The 19897-nt window shown below is 41.5% G+C and carries 13 protein-coding genes; 1 reads left to right on the top strand and 12 read right to left on the bottom strand.

Features of this window, described 5'->3' with window-relative positions; all coding sequences use genetic code 11:
• Positions 1-14 precede the first annotated feature (14 nt).
• The 10 genes from ACYP5M_RS24490 to ACYP5M_RS24445 form a co-directional block, all read right to left on the bottom strand.
• Complete coding sequence (locus ACYP5M_RS24490; RefSeq protein WP_452445354.1) at positions 15-2213, bottom strand: DUF4129 domain-containing transglutaminase family protein; 2199 nt, start codon at positions 2211-2213, stop codon at positions 15-17.
• Positions 2210-3370, bottom strand: coding sequence for a DUF58 domain-containing protein (locus tag ACYP5M_RS24485; RefSeq protein WP_459735632.1), 1161 nt, complete (start codon positions 3368-3370; stop codon positions 2210-2212). The genes ACYP5M_RS24490 and ACYP5M_RS24485 overlap by 4 nt, the downstream gene beginning before the upstream one ends.
• Before the next feature lie 32 nt (positions 3371-3402).
• The gene (locus tag ACYP5M_RS24480; RefSeq protein ID WP_452445356.1) at positions 3403-4359 is read right to left on the bottom strand and encodes an AAA family ATPase; all 957 of its coding nucleotides are present in this window, start codon (positions 4357-4359) and stop codon (positions 3403-3405) included.
• A 603-nt stretch (positions 4360-4962) separates the two neighbouring features.
• Positions 4963-5445 (bottom strand): type VII secretion protein EssA, encoded by a 483-nt coding sequence (gene essA / locus ACYP5M_RS24475; protein WP_101225648.1) that lies wholly within the window; start codon positions 5443-5445, stop codon positions 4963-4965.
• Entirely contained in the window at positions 5432-8359 is a 2928-nt protein-coding gene (gene esaA / locus ACYP5M_RS24470) for a type VII secretion protein EsaA (protein ID WP_459735631.1), read from the bottom strand. Before esaA ends, essA begins: the two co-directional genes overlap by 14 nt.
• The gene (gene essC, locus ACYP5M_RS24465; protein WP_459735630.1) at positions 8352-12833 is read right to left on the bottom strand and encodes a type VII secretion protein EssC; all 4482 of its coding nucleotides are present in this window, start codon (positions 12831-12833) and stop codon (positions 8352-8354) included. Before essC ends, esaA begins: the two co-directional genes overlap by 8 nt.
• 30 nt (positions 12834-12863) lie before the next feature.
• Positions 12864-14213: a type VII secretion protein EssB gene (essB, locus tag ACYP5M_RS24460; protein ID WP_434168344.1), complete on the bottom strand. Its 1350-nt coding sequence runs from the start codon at positions 14211-14213 to the stop codon at positions 12864-12866.
• A 70-nt stretch (positions 14214-14283) separates the two neighbouring features.
• Entirely contained in the window at positions 14284-14523 is a 240-nt protein-coding gene (gene yukD / locus ACYP5M_RS24455; protein WP_053537134.1) for an ESX secretion system protein YukD, read from the bottom strand.
• 95 nt (positions 14524-14618) lie between these two features.
• A complete protein-coding gene (locus ACYP5M_RS24450) occupies positions 14619-14909 on the bottom strand; it encodes a WXG100 family type VII secretion target (RefSeq protein ID WP_034306171.1) in 291 nt (96 codons plus the stop codon).
• A 440-nt stretch (positions 14910-15349) separates the two neighbouring features.
• The gene (locus ACYP5M_RS24445) at positions 15350-16264 is read right to left on the bottom strand and encodes a nucleoside hydrolase (protein ID WP_434168343.1); all 915 of its coding nucleotides are present in this window, start codon (positions 16262-16264) and stop codon (positions 15350-15352) included.
• A gap of 334 nt (positions 16265-16598) precedes the next feature.
• Here ACYP5M_RS24445 and ACYP5M_RS24440 point away from each other — a divergent pair, with 334 nt between their 5' ends.
• Complete coding sequence (locus ACYP5M_RS24440) at positions 16599-16781, top strand: hypothetical protein (protein ID WP_260359254.1); 183 nt, start codon at positions 16599-16601, stop codon at positions 16779-16781.
• A 59-nt stretch (positions 16782-16840) separates the two neighbouring features.
• Here the strand turns inward: ACYP5M_RS24440 and ACYP5M_RS24435 are convergent, their stop codons facing one another.
• Both ACYP5M_RS24435 and ACYP5M_RS24430 read right to left on the bottom strand, forming a co-directional pair.
• Entirely contained in the window at positions 16841-18568 is a 1728-nt protein-coding gene (locus ACYP5M_RS24435) for a glycine betaine ABC transporter substrate-binding protein (RefSeq protein WP_459735629.1), read from the bottom strand.
• Positions 18569-18572: 4 nt separating this feature from the next.
• Positions 18573-19778, bottom strand: a complete 1206-nt coding sequence (locus tag ACYP5M_RS24430) for a quaternary amine ABC transporter ATP-binding protein (protein ID WP_101225643.1) — start codon at positions 19776-19778, stop codon at positions 18573-18575.
• Positions 19779-19897 lie beyond the last annotated feature (119 nt).

Raw genomic sequence — 19897 nt, 5'->3', positions numbered from 1 at the left:
TAATAAAAACCTGGTCAAGAGCTAGTTTTTCTCATCAAGCTTTCCCAACCCTTTTGAAAGTGCTTCCATTCGCCATCTTCCACGTCTCCACGATATATCATTAACTCGTATCCAGCCGTCAATTCGCCCATCTTATCCGTATCATACACTGCATCCACATAGGCGGCGTACTCCCTTAATGTTTGCCCCTCCGGACGAACTAAACCAGCTCGTTTTAATTGTTTCAATAAAATTAAATAGGCTGTCGAGAAATGAGCACCGGTTTTCTTTCTATAACGAAGAATCTGCAGATGAGGAATCCACTTCCTTCTAAAGAAATAACCAATAGAAGCGAAAATCAATGCACCTGATAGTGAGATGGCAGTCCATTTTAAGAACCCACCCATGTTCCCGATACCCGTTTTCACGGATGATTGAGTTTCCCTATCGGGTGTATCCTGGCGTTCCCTGGTCTCTATTTGCTCTGAATTATTTGGAGTTTCTTCAGGCTTCTTGACCGCTTCCTGTTTCAATTCCGAATCGTAAAATTCAACTTCCCCATTGAAACCCTTTGTCGGCTCGAAGGGAACCCAGCCTATCCCTGAAAAATAAACCTCGACCCAGGAATGTGCATTATTATTGGTCACCTTATAAACGGATTCGCCATCAAGGATTGATTTTTCCCCTTCCGTATAGCCCTTTACCCACCTTGCAGGTATATTGGCGGCTCTTAGCAAAACAACCATTGCACTTGAAAAATTATCGCAATACCCTATCTGTGTCTCGAATAAAAATTGATCGACATAATCTTGATTGCTCTCCGGATACGGAATATCATCCTTAGAATAAATGAATTCAGGTCCGTCAAAATAATCCTCAATGGCTTTTGCTTTATCGTACCAATTCGCTTCATTCCTTGTAAGCCCGGATGCCAATTCATATATCCGGTTTGGCATTCCCTCTGGAAGCTGCGTGTTCTTTTCTATTAATAAATCCATTGATTCGTCAGGTTCCGTCACTTTCCTTAACTCAGCTATATCAAAACTCGGCATATCATAGACCAGCTCATACTCTTTCATGGACAGTCGCTCGCCATTATCCTTTTCAGAAATAACTTTGTCCATACCCTCATAATATTTGAAATCCGTTCCGTTTTTGCCCTCAATCTTTTTTAAATACCCGGACTGCGGATGAAGGATATGGGAATATGATTCCGTCATGGACACTTTTGCCGTCATTTCTTCTGTCTTCACCACTTCAGGAACGTCGTAAATATCTAAAGATGCCATATCCTGCCCGTTGGAAAAAGTGTGAAAGTCCGTTTCCAGGATGGAAACCCACCCTTTACCGGTATAAATATCCTTGTTCTCGACTTTCCAGTAATGTCCTTCAGGAGCATTATTATAAAAAACGATGGAACCATCCGGCTCTATCGAACCGCCAAGATCCGAATCATCTTCATCATATCCGACACTTTTACGCTTCGAACCACCTTCTTCTTTCCCTGCTTTATCAGAATAAGAGGTAATATAAGGCACCGGGTCCGGCCACTGCGGAGAGAGCTTTGGGGCAGCGAAACCTACAAGGACACTCACCAATATCATGCCGGTCAGCATTAAGATCCACTTATTGATGAAAGCCATCGAAAACTTGATCCGCTCCTGTATCGTAAGTCGCAGCAGGGACAGCAGGCCTAGCATCAAGAACCCGATGATGATGATTCTGATCATTGCCTTATCGCCCACATAGGGAGTGAATGTATCAAGTACAGATATAAAAATCACCGTTAACATAAAAAAGAAAAAAATGCTTTGCCTTACCATCACCCAGTAATGGATCAAATACGTTACAAGCCACAGAAGGACAAAAAATAGAAACGTTCGAAATGGATTTGTGATCAGCTCCCAATTACCATCATGTATAAATCCAAGATTGGCCGTAAAATCCGCTAGGAATCCATCCTTCAGCCATGATAATTGCAATAAAGCGCCTTTTGAATGGAGGAACTGCAATGAAATGATTATATAAGCACTAATGAGAATAAACCGGATTGACCAATGTATGCGGAAATAATGCAGTAGCAGGGAATAGAGCAAAAATACGATAAAAATGATGATATTACCTGTATCTGTGAGTTTATCGACAGGCCTCAACCATTCAGTAATCAACAACAGACCAAATACATACATGAGGACGTGCATGAAGCTTTCCAACTTTGCGGTGGTGACATTCATTTCGCCATCACCTCTGATCTGCCAGACTTTAGTTGGCCATGTTCAAAAAAGCTAACCTTTATCCCCCTCGAAACAGCTGCAGAGCTTGACAGCCTTTCCTCATCAGTAAGATCCGCTTGTTTCTTCATGCATAACATTAATCCCTGATTAGGCCGTAAAGCACTCAATAGGTCCACCTTTTCTAAGGTTAAGTCTGATACGATGAATATCACAACAGCATTTGCCGGAAGAATTCCCTTCCTGATTTTTTCGTTCAAATCGTTTTCCACTCTCGGCTCTTCTTTAACAAGTCGGTGAAAAATCTTTCGTTTCTGGCTATTGCCCGCTGCTGCCGGTATGATTAACCTCGATCTCCTGCTCACATACCCAATTTCCATGCCTCTCTTTAACAGGGCGTGTGCAATGGAAGCAGCCATTTCAATGGATTCTTCGAATAAATCCGACGGCTTTTCATCAAGCATGATGAATACATCCCGGTTTTTCTGCACTTCGAATTCCTTCGTCATGATTTCACTCGTTCTAGCCGTCGCCTTCCAGTTAATCCATGACAACTGATCGCCTGGCTGATATTCCCTTACCCCGGAGACAACTGAATGTTCCCGTTGTGTCTTCTTTGCTGAAACCACTGCCCCCTGATTGAACACTCGATCAAGATCACTGTAAGCAAGCTCATGATAACGAGGAAAAACAGTTATTTTCATAGGTGAACTATATATCGCTTCCTTTTCGACTAGCCCGAAAAAATCCCCAATCCAAAAGCGGATCGATTGAAACGAATGCTCTCCGCGCTGCAAGTTTTCCAAGGTATATGACATGCTGAAGGTACGCTTGAATCCCGGAAAGATAATTATTTTCCTTTGGAATCCCCTATCTTCCATCTTCTGAGGCAATTCCTCCTCTACCACCATGAATAATAGGGGCAGCCGATTTTTACGGGTAAAAGTCAATGCTATTTCAACAGATTCGCCGGCCTGGCATTCCCTTTTATTGACCTTTCTCTCAACGGTAAGATCATGCAGCGGATAAAACAGCAGAATTAAAGCGTACACAGAAAACGGCAAAAATGAATAAAAAATGAACCAACTGACAAAACCGCCTTGAAACATGGCATAGCAAAAGGAAACGCTCATGAGTAATACAAGTCCTATAACACTCATATTTCCTCTTAAAATGTTGATGAATTTGCGCATTAGGTCACAGCCCGCTTCACTGGCACTTGTGTTGTCACGACAATTTCATGTATCACCATTCCAGCATCGTAGCCATCATAATTCGCTTCAGGTTTCAAAATAAGCCGGTGGGAAAATACGAATGGAACTAAATATTGAACATCGTCCGGCAGGACATAGTCCCTTCCCTGGATCAGCGCGTAGGCCTGTGCTGCCTTCATCAACGCTATCGATCCACGCGGGCTCACCCCTAAATAGACCCCTCCATGCGAACGTGTTTGATTCGCCAATTCAACAATGTATCGTTTTATTGTGTCATCCACTATCACCGCTTTTACCTCATCCTGTAATTCTATCAATTCATCCAAGGTGATGACGGATTTCAGCTCCTCAAGCGGTGCCGTGTATTGAGCTCTATGAAGAACCTCTATCTCTTCTTCCACACCGGGATAGCCCATTTTCATTTTTAATAGGAATCTATCCAATTGAGCCTCCGGAAGCGGATATGTTCCCTCATAATCGATTGGATTTTGTGTCGCCATTACGAAGAACGGCTTCTCCAATCCTCTTGTGACACCATCAATCGTCACACTTGCCTCTTCCATGGCTTCAAGCAATGCAGACTGAGTTTTCGGCGAGGTCCGGTTAATTTCATCGGCTAAAATAATATGTCCCATTATCGGACCTGGCCTAAAAATGAATTCTTGTTCCTTAGGATTGAAGATAGAAACACCAGTAACATCAGAAGGAAGTAAATCAGGCGTGAATTGAATTCGTTTAAAGCTTGCACCTATTGATTTTGCCAGTGCCCTTACCATGACTGTCTTTCCGACGCCCGGAACATCCTCCAATAAGACATGTCCGCCGGAAAGGAGTGCCACGATGCTTAGTTCGGCTATATCCCGTTTTCCGATAATCACCTTTTCAATATTACCCATAACCATTTCCAGTTTTTGATTGACCTGCTTATAAATCATTCTCTACCTCCCGGGATTCACAATATCACTATTGCATCATACCTTCTCTATATCACGAATTTTACATTAAGCTCCAATTAAACCTTACATTGTAAGTTTACTAGATAATCGGTAAACCATAAACGAATTTGTACTAAAAACATTAATGCTGCTTAATGAAAAAGGAATGTTAAACTGTTGATAAGTGAATATGAACCAACGATGACGTCCATTCGTTTAATGAAAATTTCACGTCACGAACTGGACCAAGGATCGGGGAAGCTTTTGAACTTGCATCAAAGACTGTTTATCCTGACTTGGTCAAATACCGATAGGATGCGCCAATAAATCGGCGCATCGCAGTTTGTAGACAAAAGGGAACCGGAATTAAAAAATTTCGAACCCCTAGGGCAATGAAGCCACGCCTCTCTGATTTGTATATTCTTTTTCTGTTTATGCTAAAATGAATGCAATCCACTCATAAGATATAAGAGGTACTGATCATGTATAAAAAATTCTTCATTTTGATCTTCGCAGCCGCCCTTCTTTTAGGGCTTATTAAGACCGTTATGGATATGTAGCAAAAAAGCCCGATTCCTGACTTATCCAGGAATCGGGCTTTTTTCATTTTCGTTTAACCTCTCCATTCAGTTTCCCCATTTTCGGGATAAGGACAAAAAACAAACAAACGACCAAAAGTGCCAAAACGATGCCAAGCAATACCGTCAGGTCAAAATTAAGGGAAGGCTCTGTTTTTTCTTCGCTTCTCGTTCGAACGCCGACCTCCGAGAATAATCCAAGCTGATCTGCTTTTGAAGCGATGGTATTATTTTGATTCCCCGTTACCGGAGACAGAAACAATGAGTCCTCCACCGAGTCAATGACATCATATTTCCCTCTTTCAAAAGTGAGGTCCTTTTGTTCTTCAGGCAGTTTCCGCTTCTGCTCCAACAATCCTTCTTCATGGAAATACTCCGTTTGAATATCAATATCGTTTTCTTGATATTCATTGGGCTCCACCATGGGTTCATCTTCCGCCCCGCCATGAGGTGCATGGCTAAAAAACAGGATGAGCAAGACAGGCATTACGTATTTATTCCACTTCATGGGCCATTGCTCTTCTTTCTGTAAGACGCTTCACTATATATGGAATGATCGTTGCAATAAGCGTCAGCACAATCAAGATGATACTAGCCGGAATGAATGCCGACTGATTTCCGAATTGTATGGACATATATACATCTGCAACCGGATGGTCTACATTGAAATTAGGCATGATTAAATCCAATAATGGAATGGTAAAGAAACTGATCAAGCCAATCACCAGGATAGCACCTACGAACGGCCCAATCGAGAAGGCAAGCCGGGTAAACGCTGAACAGAAGAATAAAAGCAGGACGGTGAAAACGGTCCATTTAATCTCCTGCATATCTCCCAGTGGATAGATCTTCAAACCATACATGCTGATGATTAAACCTACGATCAGATTCAATAAGGCAAACAAGGCTGCATGCACCATCATTGGAATGGTTTCATAGTGATGCAGGAAGAAACCGATCAATAACCCAGAAATAAGTATGATCACCAACATGACGATCGGTGGGATATTAACCTTTTCCTGATGCAGGACTTCCCCGCTGATTTGTACAGGATTTGCTAAATATTCGTACACATACCCGTTCTCCTGATCATCGACTAGAGTGTTATTCAAGACACTATAGACGTCCGTCTTTATTTTTACGGTCGAGTCTACATTTTGGGACCAATTATCATTAAGCTGATCGGCCCTTTCCTGTACGGATCCAACTTTCGCTTGCAGGTCTGCTGTATTCTTCGTGACCGTGTCCTGCCGTTCCGCTACAGAATTGACAAGCTCGGAAATGAAGCCGACAGTTGTTGCCGTATTGTCTTGAAGTGATACAAACATTTCTCCATCAAGGTTAACTGGCGGTTCGGCCTCCATTTCAGGAACTTCCATTTGATCTGACAAATTGGCAGACACTTCTTGAGCCTTGCCGGTAATTGCCGCTAATTCAGCTAAAGTAGCTTTCTGCCCCGTTTCAACGTTAGCATCATATTCTTTCATATAACCCATAATGGAATCTGAGAACATCCCGAAGTTCTCATTGACTCCTGCTAAACTGGCTTTAACGAGCTTCGCTTCTTCATCTACGTTTCCGGAAACCCCATTTTTCAAGTTTTCCAATTCTTTTATATTGGCTGCAAATACCTTTTCTACATTTGCTTCCGTGACTCTTTCAGCCAATTCACCGTAAGATGAGAGTGAACCGTAATAGGCAAGAAGGGTAGTTGAATCCCGATTCGTGATAGGGTTTTCAAAGGCCTTCACCAGCACCGCTCGCCTTTCTCCCCCCACCTTTTCAAGAAGTGACTGTTCGAGAGCCTTGATTTCTGCGATGGCCTCGTCGATTGTCATGCTTTGGATGTCCTGTAATTTTTGAATATCTTCCTGTGACTTTTTCCATTGGTCACCTAAATCCTTGTAATTCGTGCCGAGTTCATTATAATCAGCTTGTAATTGCGTAAACTGCGCCAGCAGTTCATTATATGAATCTACCAGTGTATTAAACTCCGTGATCACTTGATTATAATTTCCCGTTCTGCCGTTTACCGTTCCGCTGAGATTATTGATTTCAGCTTGGAGTTCCGCTGCAAGGATGTTGATTTGTTCAGCAGTTCCTTCACTTCCTTCTGCCGGCACCAAACTTTCAAGTGCCGTGTTAATCCCAGTGATTTGATCCAGCAGTACCTGCAGTGACAGTTCATCAATCGGATCCTTCTTTTCAGGTGCGGCAACCGATTCACCATTTTCCGTTTCCGTTTCAATATCTTCTATAGGCTTCGTACCTTCACCAATAACCTCCCCATCACCAGAGCTGCTTGCAAGATTCCCTCTTTGCGCAAGCAACGTAGACTGAAGGTTATCAAGACCCGCCTCTTCCGATTGTTTCAATTGTTCAATCGAGCTTTGTTGATCTTGAGTGATTTTCGTAATCTGTTCTACTTGTTTATCCTTCATGCTTGTTGAAAATTGTTCCAATTCATTACTGCTGGAATCGAGTTTCTGCTGCATGATCCCAACATTCTCACTAATGCCTTGATCATTAAGACTGTATTTCGTATTCATCCCTTGCTGAATCTCAGGTATTGTTTGGTCACCCTCATTCAGCACCTTGTCATATGATTGTACACTCTCCTTGACAAGCTGCTGATTTTGGGCAGAGGTTTTCTCAAAAAGGATACTTTGAGCTTTTTGATATTCCTCAAAAGAAACAACATCTTTCACAAAGGAAGCCATTTGAGTCTTCGTGCTCCCTATTTCATCCATTGTTTCATTACTTGTTTTGCCAGCATCCTTCGTCTCGGCAAAGACTCCTTCAAGCATGTCCTTATGCTGCTTGATTTCCCCGGCAAGGCTTTCCGAGCTTGGAGTATAAAACTCATACATCGTGTTTTGAAAAGCGATTTCTTTAGCAAGGACATTATCGAACTTCTTACGGATGTCCTCGACTGATTGGGAAACATAACTCCAATACTGTGTTGAAATATGCTTATTCATTTTGCTCTTTGTCTTCTCTAATTCCTTTTGTACCTTTTCCATGTTCTCTGCATTCAAACTAGGTTGTACCTTGTACTTTATCCCTGCCTTGATAGGCTGTTCATCATCGAATGTATAAATATTCTCTGAAAAATCGGATGGAAAATATATGACTGCATCATACTTTTCATTTGCAAGTCCACTTTCCGCCGTACTCCTATTTACCACAAACCACTCATATTCAGAATCCTTGTCCAGTGTAGTAACAAGCTCTGAGCCCATATAAATGGGATTATTGTTAAATTCAGTGCCATTATCTTCGTTTACAATGGCGATTTCACGAGAAGCCGTTTCTGTCTTTTTCATTGGATTTTGGCCAATATAAGAAAAAAACAAGATTGGCAGCGCTAAGATCACCAGTATTTTACCGATTAACAGCATCGGTTTTATTTTTTCAGACACTCTCTTGCACTCTCCTTCTTTCTTCACTTAGTGGAATTTGGATTTTACTCTCCTGGCCATTGAGCACAAAGTATCCGTAACCCGGCTGTATTTCTTCTTCTTTTCTTGAATAAGAGAGGGTATACAAGCTTTGGTCCGATTTTTTAAGAAGCAAAACAGCCTGTCTGACTTGTTTCAGTTCGGTTGTTAACGAATCATATCCCTTGGTGAAGTCGTTGGCATTTCCAGCGACAATCATACTAAACCCAAGATGGCTGTATTGTTTCATCAAACCGCTGATCCTATCCTGAATCCTGCCGTCGATCGTTTGTTGGATCCTTGAAATGCTATCTATGATAAACATGATCCTTGGGAATTCCAGTTGCTTCATCGGTTTCATTTCCAATGCCGCTAGATAACTTCGTTCACGTTCTTCAAATATTCCAGTGATATGATCGAGCCATTCGGTTATCTGATCTTTTGTTTCTACATAGCGCACCTTCTCCTCTATGGCATAAGAAGATAGGCCACGATCAACTCCGTCAAACAAACCAATTTCCCCAATTGTCTCTGAAAGCAATGATTCCAAGAGCACTTTAAGAACATTCGTTTTCCCTTTACGTGACTGCCCTACAACAAGCAGGAATGGATTGGAATTCAACTCCAAGAAAACAGGTGTAACGCTTTCCTCTGAAAGTCCGATTGGAATGGAATCCTTCTTAATGGCTTGTGAGCAGTAACTCTTGAAGCTGCTGGAATCAAGACGTGCCGGTAACATCCGAATCGCCGGCGGCTTGGCCATTTCCCTATATTTAACCTTATGCTCTGCCACGGCCTGTTTCATTTCTTCCAAAACGGCTATATCATCCGCTCCATCGGCTGGAAGATAAACCTGCATGAGATAGGTTTGGTCTTTCTTCACTAACGCCCTTCCCGGTACAGGTTCATTTTCATAAGGGGTTCTTCCCAAAACCGAATATTGTTCCGAACTGTCCATTAAGTAATGGACGACCTTCGTCTTAAGACTATTCATTAACGGCTGGCGAATCGCATTGATTCTCGTTGCCGTTAAAATCATGAATATTCCAAGTGATTGTCCATCACGTGCAAACTGAACGAATTGCGCTTCCTGGTCCTGCATCTCATCCTTCACTAAGTCAAAATTGTCGACCACAATATAAATAATCGGCAATTTATCTTCCACTAATGCATTATAAAGCTTTATGTTACTAAGCTCCTTTTCTGAAAAAAGCTGCTTACGCCTTTCCATCTCCGCCTTCATGAATAACATGAATTTTTCGATTTTCCTTAGTTCATCGAACCTAAAGTATTCCCCAGTATGAGGCAGCTGGCGCATTGGCAGTAAAGCGCTATTCCCGAAATCGAAAATATAATAATGCAATTCCTCAGGACTGAATTGATCTGCAAAACTAAAGAGAAGTGTCAATACGGTGGTTGACTTGCCGTACCCGGAAGAACCAAAAACCCCAACATTCCCATCTTCAATCCAGTTATAGACATAATTTGTCTGGCTCTGCAATTCGGGCTCATCCTTCATTCCCAGGTGGATTTGATTCCTCGTCAGGCTTCTTTCAGCATTTCTCGATAACCGATCTGAAAGAGGAGGCAGCCATGGGCTTGCCAACTTCTTAATCTCCATTTCTTCCTGTGTCGCCAAAATTTGATCCGCCACGGCTTCAATTTCACTAATCTTTTCTTTCCTCTTATTAGTTGTTTGTTCCGTTACGTTTGAGATTTGAACAAGACCAAGGTCTGTGACAAGTGCCACTTCATCCTCAGATCCAACCGTATCCTCTAAGTATGGTGCACCGCTCCACGCAGACTGGAACAATTCATAAACCTCGTTATTACCTACCTGCAAATATCCCCGTCCGGTGACAGTAATATTTGCCGCATCGCTATTTTTAAGAATTTCCTTACTATCATTGGCATCTTGCACTTTTAAGGAAATTTTAAAGCGGGCATTGCTCCAAATCTGGTTATCAATAACACCGCCCGGCTTTTGTGTAGCAAGAATTAAATGAACTCCCAAGCTCCGTCCAATTCGCGCCGTACTCACTAATTCGCGGATGAAATCGGGTTCTTCGTTTTTAAGTTCCGCAAACTCATCGGATATCAAAAATAAATGCGGTAACGGTTCATCCGCTTTGCCTTCTTTGTATAAATCCGTGTAATCGTTGATATGATTGACTTCGTATCGATCAAACATGCGCTGGCGTTTCTTCAATTCGCTATTGATGGAGGCTAGTGCCCTGGCACTGAAGTTCTTGCTCCCCTCAATATTCGTAATGACTCCCAGCAGATGCGGAATCTGCCTGAATGGCTGTGCCATTCCCCCGCCTTTATAATCAATGAGCAAAAAGGCAACTTCATGCGGATGATAATGAACGGCTAATGAAAGGATGTAGGTTTGCAGTAATTCACTTTTCCCCGATCCTGTCGTTCCAGCAACCAAACCATGGGGGCCATGCGCCTTTTCATGTAAATTCAATTCAACCCTATCCGTTTTCCCTTTCAATCCAATCGGAACAGCCAAGGATTTAGAAGACTGATTGGTCCGCCAGTTTTGGCTGATAGGCAGATCTTCCACTTCTCGAGCTTTCAATAATTCCAAAAATGATACCGTTTCTGGTATGGAATTATTCATGCCTTTTTGATGATCAAGTGAACGCAGCGTACGTGCAAAACGCTCATTCCCTTCTTTTGAATGTGCATCAAGTGTAAATGGAGTATGAACGGCCTTCGTTTGCTGGATGAGAATCTCACCCTCAAAATCATTGATATACTTCACTAGCGTATGGACATTTTCCGTCAAACTCTCTTTTGCATCCGCTGCAAAAATCGTCGAGATACCTAAATCGTCTGTTTTACCTTCTAAATATTCCAATATGACATGCTCCGCAATTAAATTACGATCCGTGACAATAAAGACAAAGTGGGGAGTGAATCTCACTTTCCCTTTATTTTCATCCAAATCTCTTTCCCTCAAAAGCTGATAAATCGAGGTCAGAAGCTGGTCACGTGACTGCTCATTATATATAAAGCCTTTTGCATAGGCATGCGGCAATTGAAAATGAGGCAGCCATTTCATCCATTCCCATTCCTGGTAATCCTTCTCCGGAAAAATGGCCACAAAACGAACATCATGATAACTATGAAAAAAGGCCAGTTGCCCAATCAGTTGCTGCAGCTCCCGTTTAACAATCGATTCCTTTCCGACCAGGCCCATCGATCCGCTTGATAAATCGATCGATAACGGAAGATCATCCAGGTTTTTGTATACATCCACAAGTTCCTGCGACTGCTCAAGTAAATCATCTATATCCCGATTGGACATATCACTGCTATTTACCGACACCTGATAACTTGATGGTATGGTCGCCGTTCCAATCTTAAAGTGCAGAGCATCTTCACTTTCCAAAGTTCGCTCCCATATACGGTCGCTAATACTGTCAGTCAGCAGCTTCATCCTTTCAAATGAAGGGTAATGATAGAACAGCACATTCTTTTGTTTTTCAGACAGCTCTTGCAGTTCTTCCCTCTTCTGCTCTAAATACCTTGTATATACACGTTGACGTTTTTCTTCTCTGAGTTTTTGCTTCTTTTTGTCTTTAAAGTATTGTACCGTCGAGGTAACTAAAGTCGTTGTGAACATAACAATCGATATGATGATGAAAATGCCCCGAGGCTGAATGACCGTGATGACCCCCATGACGATTAGCATCATTAAAGGCGGCATAAGGATCAGCCATAACCCTCTATTATTATCTTCCGATTCTTGGCTCGGAAAAGATATCGTCACTTTCTCGTCCGGCAATTCGTAGATCATCCTTGGTGTCCGGCGATATTGTGGATAGTTTTTTTTCATTTCAGAGATTGGCTTCTTCATTTTAGCTAAAGATGTTTCATAGCTCTCGGCACTATGAATCATCAATAAGTCGCCTTCAATCAACCTTAGCACCATATTCGGCCAGCAAATGAGATCACCATTTTGAATGGGAACAGCTTTCGTTACTCTTTCACCATTCAGGAATATCCCGCTATTTTCCTTTGGCATGAGTAGCCACTGCCCTTTATGAAGCACAAAGGAAGCCCCATTGCCGGAAACAGATCCTTCTTTACGGATAGTCGCTCCTGCCTGGGCCGATAAAGTGATTTCTTTCAAGTTGCCTATATAATAGAGGCTCTCTTCCAATTCTCCAGCCGTATAAAAAATCTCGACCTTTTCTTCTCCTTCGTGAAAGGTGAAGCTCTGGAATGGCTTTACATCACCAAGCTTCATGTCCTCTCTAAACACCTCATATCCATCAAGTCCTTCAGATTTATTCAGCTTGATAGGACCATGTTCAAAGGGAATGGAATATATGGTGATCGTATCCTGCTTTGATGGCCCAATCGTAATTGGACCGTTATGATTTACCTTGATCGTATAGGATTGGTAGTTTCCCTTAGAATAAATCCATAATAAACTCATTAAATCTCACCTCCGCAAAAGGCCCATTGCTCACTCTTTGCTTTTCTCTTTTTCTTCAGATGATTTATTGGAGGAATCCTTACTTCCCTCTTTCTCACCAGAAGCAGGTTCTTTTTCCGCTTCTTCTTTTACAGCAGGCTTTGCTTCCGTTTCGCCTTTGTCCTCTAAATTCGACTCTGTTGAAGGCTGGTTCTCATCTTGCTGTTCCTCCAATTGCTCTTTCAATTCCTTTAGTTCCTTTTCATATTGGGATAACTCCGTATCGACTTCTTTAATTTGCGTTTCCTTTTCTTCCCCGGAAAGGTTATCATCCAACTTAATCTGTTCTTTCAGATTTACGAGTCCATACATAATCAATTCACGATCCTCCATGATCCTCGCCAAATCGATCGCGTCCTCACTCATGCCCCTGCCTATATAAATCCAATATAAAAGATACTGACTATCAGTCTGCAAAGTGATTGCATTTTCTACATTCTTCTTTCTGACATCATCCAACGGTTCATAAGCGACGTAAGACTTCGCCAGTTCATATTGAACGACATAAGGCATTTTTTTCGGATCGTAGTTCTCCAACCGGTCAATGACTTCACTGTATTTTTGTTTTAAAAAGCTTTCACCGCTTTCCACATATGCCTCCTGCTTAGGTTGGGAGAAGAATAATGTGTAAATCGTAAACAACAGCAGCGGCACTAGAACTATCACCGTACCCCAAAGTGTATAACGGCCCGTTTTCCATTTCTTTTCGGGGATATGCACAAATGCTTTTTCTTCCTTCTCTAAATCTTCTATCCGATTTTGAATGACCGTGGAAAGTTCATCCCAAGTCCCCGTCGCCAATATGCTTTGTGATTCGCTCGATAGTTTCAGGGTTTTATGGTAAAGCAGATACTCTTCGAATGTATACTGCCCATCCACAAGCGCTGAAATCGTTGCCTTCGTTTCTTTAAATAGCTCATCCTGTTTATGCTCATAAGGAGGCAAACTGTCTTTTACGCCATAATGCAGGAAATATGGGGCCAAGCTTGAATCAAAAACGATATTTTCCGGACAAACGACAAGTTGCAGGCGACTCAATTCATGATTCCTGATTTTCTTCAAGATTTGATAAGACGATAACCATCTACTCAATGGATTTTTATCTTTAGCTTTTGAAAAAACAAAAAAAGAGGCTGGTGGATTTACTCTGATCTGCACCTCGTCCTCTGTCACTTCTATATGTTTCTGGAGAGCATCATCCGCTTCATGAATAAGCTGTAATTCCAGTGGGTCTTGCATCGATAATTTTGCCCGTTGGAAAACGAACAAATGCCCATTATCACCCTTCATCATTGCAGCTTCTGTTTTTTTCTCCAGATATGAGGATTTTTTCTCATCCATTTTATGTAACTCCTTTACCCCTGCTAAAGGGCTTTAGACTTTTTTCCTATAAAGAGTCCACACTGATCCATTAGAGGATCTCTAGGCGGTCCCCCGTCGTAATTCCGCTATCAAGCAGGGTTTCATAACCTGAACATACGAACTCCTTATTCTGGACCCGCACCCAATAGCCTTCTTTAGGTGCACTGGCAATATCCTTTACCTGCCATATGATTTCCACAACCTTTTTGATGGAGCGGTAATTCGACACTTGCAAATCAAATACTTCCCCTGTATACCTGTTTAAATCGATCGTTAGTTGAATATATATGTAAACCACCTCTTTAATGCAAAAAAGCACCACGATCTTCATAAAGAGTCGCGGCGCTTTTTCCTAGAAATTTCTTTATTTCATTGACCTAATGATTATCCGCGAATTTGACTAGCAATCTGATTATCTGTGTCTTCAAGGATTTGAGCTGATTTATTCAATTGTTGAGAAACTTCATTCAACAAGCGAGCCATATCCATGAATGAAGGCTTTAATTCTTCGTACTGGCCTACGAAAGCCTCACTGGAAGAACCTTCCCAAATACCAGTTAAATGATCTCTCATTCTATCTAAACGACCAATCATATCCGTTACTTGTTGGCTCTCATTATCATATTGTCTGGCTACATCTTTCAGTTCTGAAGGTGTTACGCGAATTTGTGACATAGAAAAAAACTCCTCCTTTTATCTTATATAGTACATTTTAATAGAACCATACATTTTCTGCCATATAAATAACCACAAAGTCGAAAAATGGTAAATTATGATTATGCAAAAAAACCTAAATATGGCATTACGAAAGTCTATGTACCTGTTTTTCCATATTTCCAAACCCATTTTTTAAATAATTTTAAACATTTTACTTTTTTATGGTAAAAAAAGTTCCTTATACCCAATATTTCCGAGCCATAACCCAATAATATGGTTTTCATCATAATAATAGTAACTTTAGACTTTCTTTTTAATCAAACGTTTGATTAAAGTTTGAAGGCCACTATAATAATTCGGCCTGACTCCGATCTATTTATTCAACAGAAACAGGGCATATCTATTCCCAATGGTTCTGGGAAAAGAAACAGCCTTTATAATTAATACATGATTCAATGTCATATAACCCGTTCCAAGAAATGTTTCACAAACCGAGCACTTTCCACATTCGTACAGACGCGGATTCTTGATTCGCCATCCTTTTGACCGATTGTCCTGCCTGTTTCTTCACCCTCGGTCACCACCTTGACGTTCATCCATTCTGCACTCACAAAACTTGAATCAATCGCAACCCCGACTGCAAGCGGATCATGAAGGGCGCAACCGCCCAAACCTGGATGGGAGTTTTCATATGCTTTCATATAATAATCGGTCATTTCCGCTAAAAATTCGGCGCTTTCCTTACCAGTAGCACGCCAATCATCAAGCTTCGATTTCAAAAGATATGTTTGCAGCGTCACATCAAGCCCCACGAGGGTGATTGGCAGTCCTGAAGCAAATACCTGATGTGCTGCTTCAGGATCTGATATTATGTTCGCTTCAGCATATGGGGTTACATTTCCTGGTACGTTTACGGCACCGCCCATAATAACGACCTCTTTTACTAAGGACATGGTCATTGGGGCCTTTTTAATCGCCAATGCGATGTTAGTCAGTGGTCCAACTGCAATAATCGTGATTTCATGCGGTCGGCTTTGCACCTGATCGATAATGAAATCCACTGCATTTCCTTGTGATGCTTTGATGGTTGGTTCAAACCGAAGGGTATTTCCTAACCCGTCTTCCCCATGTACATGCTTGGGATACCTCTTCTTCCTTCCGCGTACCAAAGTTTGGTCAGCACCTTCAAAAACCGGAATGCGCCTATTTAATTTCTCCAAAACGGCAAGCGTATTGCGGGTCGATTCAACAACGGGCACGTTACCAAAGCAAGTGGTAAATCCGAGCACTTCCAATTCAGGGGAATTTAAAGCATATGCCATCGCCAGGGCATCATCAATCCCAGTATCTACATCAAATATGATTGGTTTCAATATTTCCACACCTTCCAAAACACTTTTTAATCTCTTTCATATGTATAAAGAATCACTGTTTTCCAACTGAATTTTAACATTCAACGATAGACACTTCCACAGAAAGTTAGGAATAATCATAATTTGCAAACAAATGACAATGCCAGCTGGTTCTTGTATCTACCAGTAAAAATAGTTGACCACCCATAAATATCAATGATATAAAAAGTGAAAAGAGAAGTTGTACATTAGTAGTGACCTAACTCCTTTTCAACTTGTTCGATGCAATTACTTCTACTCCAAAGGTAGTTATGAATACATGCGTTACGAATATGATATCCAAGGTGGAAAAAGGATGAAAATGTTTAAATTGATTGAAGATGATCCTTCTGCGTATAAAAAAGGAACAAAATTCTTTTTAATATCACATTCAGAATTCATTGGCGTGAAAAGTTATGTATTATTGGCTGAAGATATGAAAGGAAAGATTGAAGTAACTGAAGAGGAATTGATGAATAAATTCGTTTCCATCCATTGATCCCAAGCGGCTAAACTTAAAAAAGAGGGAATTCCATTTCTGAAATTCCCTCTTCTTTCTTATTTTAAGTCTTCAATCGAATCAATATCGACGTAATCAGGTACGACCAGACCAAGCTTTGTTCCTTTTAAGTTTGGTCCAAGGTCAACAATTTCATCTTTGTACTTATTATAGTATTCAAGATGTGTTCCCGGGAGCCATGCAGCCACCATGGCGTCCGCACTTCCGTTTGCTACGCCGGCAAACATCGGCCCCACTTCAACCTGACTTAATGTTACATCATAGCCATTCTGCTCCAGCACTTTGCTAATCACATTGGTACTGGCAATTTCAGTGTCCCAGGCAACATAAACCAGTTTGATTTTTTCACCATTTCCTGATTGTGCTCCTTGGGTCCATTTGGACACTTTGTCCTGATTTTTCTTTATCCAATCTTCTGCTGCTTCTGAAGGAGACATCCCATCAGCAACCTTGACCATTACATCTTCCATATCTTTTGTTTCCCAGTAGAATTGATCAAGAATTTTATAGGCACCTGGTGCATCCTGTTCAAGTCCTTTTCTGGCAATGGAATTGATGTTTTCAGCCTTGCCGAAGGATCCATTCGGATCTTCGAGATATTTCAAGTCATATGTCGAGAACATCCAATGTGGTGACCAGCCAGTAACGACGATTGGTTCTTCTTTATCAATCGCTTTTTTCAATTCTGCAACCATCGCTGCCGATGACCCTTCAACCACGTTCCAGTCATCCAGCTTATAATCATCAATAGCCGTTTTAGTCAACTTCATTATTCCTGCTCCAGGTTCAATTCCGATGATTTCATAATTGGTTTTGGCAGCAAGACTGTTTTGATCCCCGTCCACTGCTTTTTCTTTTGTAAAAGTACTGAATAGTGCAGTACCCACAACAAGTAAAGCCAAAATCGTAAAAATGATTTTCCTGCTTACGATATGCTCGTAAGCTGGTTTACGAAGGTTTTGCGTGATACGATCGAGTATGATTGCAATGATTACGATGGATAATCCTGCTTCAAATCCTTGCCCCACATTAATTTGGCTGACAGCCCTGTAGACATCCGCCCCAAGTCCTGGTGCTCCAACCAAAGAGGCTGTAACAACCATGGATAGTGCCAGCATGATGCTTTGGTTAACTCCTGCCATAATCGTTGGAGTAGCCAATGGTATTTGTACTTTGAATAACTTTTGGCTGCTGGTTGAACCAAATGCATCAGATGCCTCTATCAAATCATTAGGCACTTCCTGAATCCCAAGATTGGTCATTCGGATTGTTGGTGCGATCGCGAAAATGAATGACGCGATGATTCCAGGCACCACCCCTATTCCAAAGAATAAAATCGAAGGAATCAAATAAACGAAGGCAGGCATCGTTTGCATGAAATCCAAGATTGGGGTTACGATATTGCGCACGGTTTTATTTTGGGCACACCATATTCCGATCGGTATTCCGATCAATATGGTGAGGAATCCTGACAAAATAACGATCGCCAGTGTTTGGATGCTTGATTCCCAATAACCAAGATTATCAATCAATAGTAAGCTGATTAATGTAAATAATCCTAATGTCCATTTGCTTGTATAGGTAACCAGAAGGGTCAGGACGATGATTAAAATGATAGAAGGTCCTGCACTCATTACATCGACCAAGATATTCAATAAACCCTCAATCACATTTGTTATAAATGTAAATAATCCAGCAAATACAATGGTAATCCAATCCACTAAAGAATCGACCCATGCTCCTAGTGGGATTTTCGGCATATTCATTGAATTATTCACTCTCCATTTCATTCAAGGAATCTTTATTTCCGGCCAAAGCACCGATAACGGCACCGCGAAGAAGAATTCCTTTAATTCTGTTCTGATCATCGATGACTGAGATTGGCAAGCTTGAAGTCGCCATCACATCCATGAGGTTTCCAAGTAATTCATCCTCTTTTACAGTTGGGATATCGGTTGTCATCACTTCAGAAATCGATTGGTTATTACTCATTGCCTGACGTGCCTGTTCAGCAGTCACGGCCCCCAATAACTTCTGCTTCCTATCCACAACGAAAATGCTGGAATACCCTTGTTTGCGCATGATTTCCAAGGCAACCCTCGGGCCTCTGTCCACCGCAATCTTCTCTGGGCGTATCATCACATGAGACGCTGTCAATACTTTTGATAGATCAACATCTTCCACAAACTTCTCGACGAATTCATTGGCTGGATTCATCATGATTTGTTCAGGGGTACCCAATTGAATTACACTTCCATCTTTCATAAGGGCAATTCTATCCCCGATCCTTAATGCTTCATCAAGATCATGGGTAATGAAAATGATCGTTTTTTTGTACTGATCTTGTATTTGAATCAGTTCATCCTGCATATCCTTACGAATCAATGGATCAAGGGCACTGAAGGCTTCATCCATCAGTAGGATATCCGTATCACTGGCGAGTGCCCGGGCTAACCCAACCCTTTGCTGCATACCGCCGCTAAGCTGTGATGGCATCTGATTTTCGTAGCCTTTCAATCCAACGGCCTCAAGAGCCTTCATCGCATTTTCATGACGTTTTGCCGGATCCACTTTTTGAATTTCGAGCCCGAATTCAGCGTTTTCCAATATCGTTTTATGCGGAAATAAAGCAAAATTTTGAAAGACCATGCTTATTTTCTTTTGTCTGACTTCCCTTAACCGGGCAGCATTCATCTTCACGATATCTTCATCATCAATTAAGATTTCACCCAAAGTTGGATCGATCAAACGATTGAACATGCGGATCAAAGTGGATTTCCCGCTACCTGATAGGCCCATGATGACAAAAATCTCGCCGGGATAAATCTCGAAATTAACATTATTCACTCCGACCGTTTGTCCCGTTTCTTTCAAGATTTCTTTTTTCGTTTTGCCTTGCTTCAATAAGTCTGTTGCTGCTTTTGGAGATTTGCCAAAAATTTTCGAGACATTTCTGACTTCTACATACGGCTTCATCAAGTCACCTCATTCTAATAGTTGCCCATATGATATTCAGTTTTGCTGAATTCCCCCGTTTTATGCGAGTGATGATTATTAATGCACAAGTACCTTGAAATAACCGAAAATCTACCCCA

It is taken from the genome of Peribacillus sp. N1 (assembly GCF_054600815.1).
The sequence above is the reverse complement of the archived record's forward strand: the minus strand, read 5'-3'. Positions and strand labels throughout refer to the sequence as shown.

Coding starts and splice junctions, on each gene's coding strand:
- essC (WP_459735630.1), bottom strand. CDS start 12,833: ATGAGTTTATTATGGATTTATTCTAAGGGAAACTACCAATCCTATACG.
- ACYP5M_RS24450 (WP_034306171.1), bottom strand. CDS start 14,909: ATGTCACAAATTCGCGTAACACCTTCAGAACTGAAAGATGTAGCCAGA.
- ACYP5M_RS24440 (WP_260359254.1), top strand. CDS start 16,599: ATGAAAATGTTTAAATTGATTGAAGATGATCCTTCTGCGTATAAAAAA.
- ACYP5M_RS24485 (WP_459735632.1), bottom strand. CDS start 3,370: ATGAGTGTTATAGGACTTGTATTACTCATGAGCGTTTCCTTTTGCTAT.
- ACYP5M_RS24430 (WP_101225643.1), bottom strand. CDS start 19,778: ATGAAGCCGTATGTAGAAGTCAGAAATGTCTCGAAAATTTTTGGCAAA.
- essB (WP_434168344.1), bottom strand. CDS start 14,213: ATGGATGAGAAAAAATCCTCATATCTGGAGAAAAAAACAGAAGCTGCA.
- ACYP5M_RS24480 (WP_452445356.1), bottom strand. CDS start 4,359: ATGATTTATAAGCAGGTCAATCAAAAACTGGAAATGGTTATGGGTAAT.
- essA (WP_101225648.1), bottom strand. CDS start 5,445: ATGAAGTGGAATAAATACGTAATGCCTGTCTTGCTCATCCTGTTTTTT.
- ACYP5M_RS24490 (WP_452445354.1), bottom strand. CDS start 2,213: ATGAATGTCACCACCGCAAAGTTGGAAAGCTTCATGCACGTCCTCATG.
- ACYP5M_RS24435 (WP_459735629.1), bottom strand. CDS start 18,568: ATGAATATGCCGAAAATCCCACTAGGAGCATGGGTCGATTCTTTAGTG.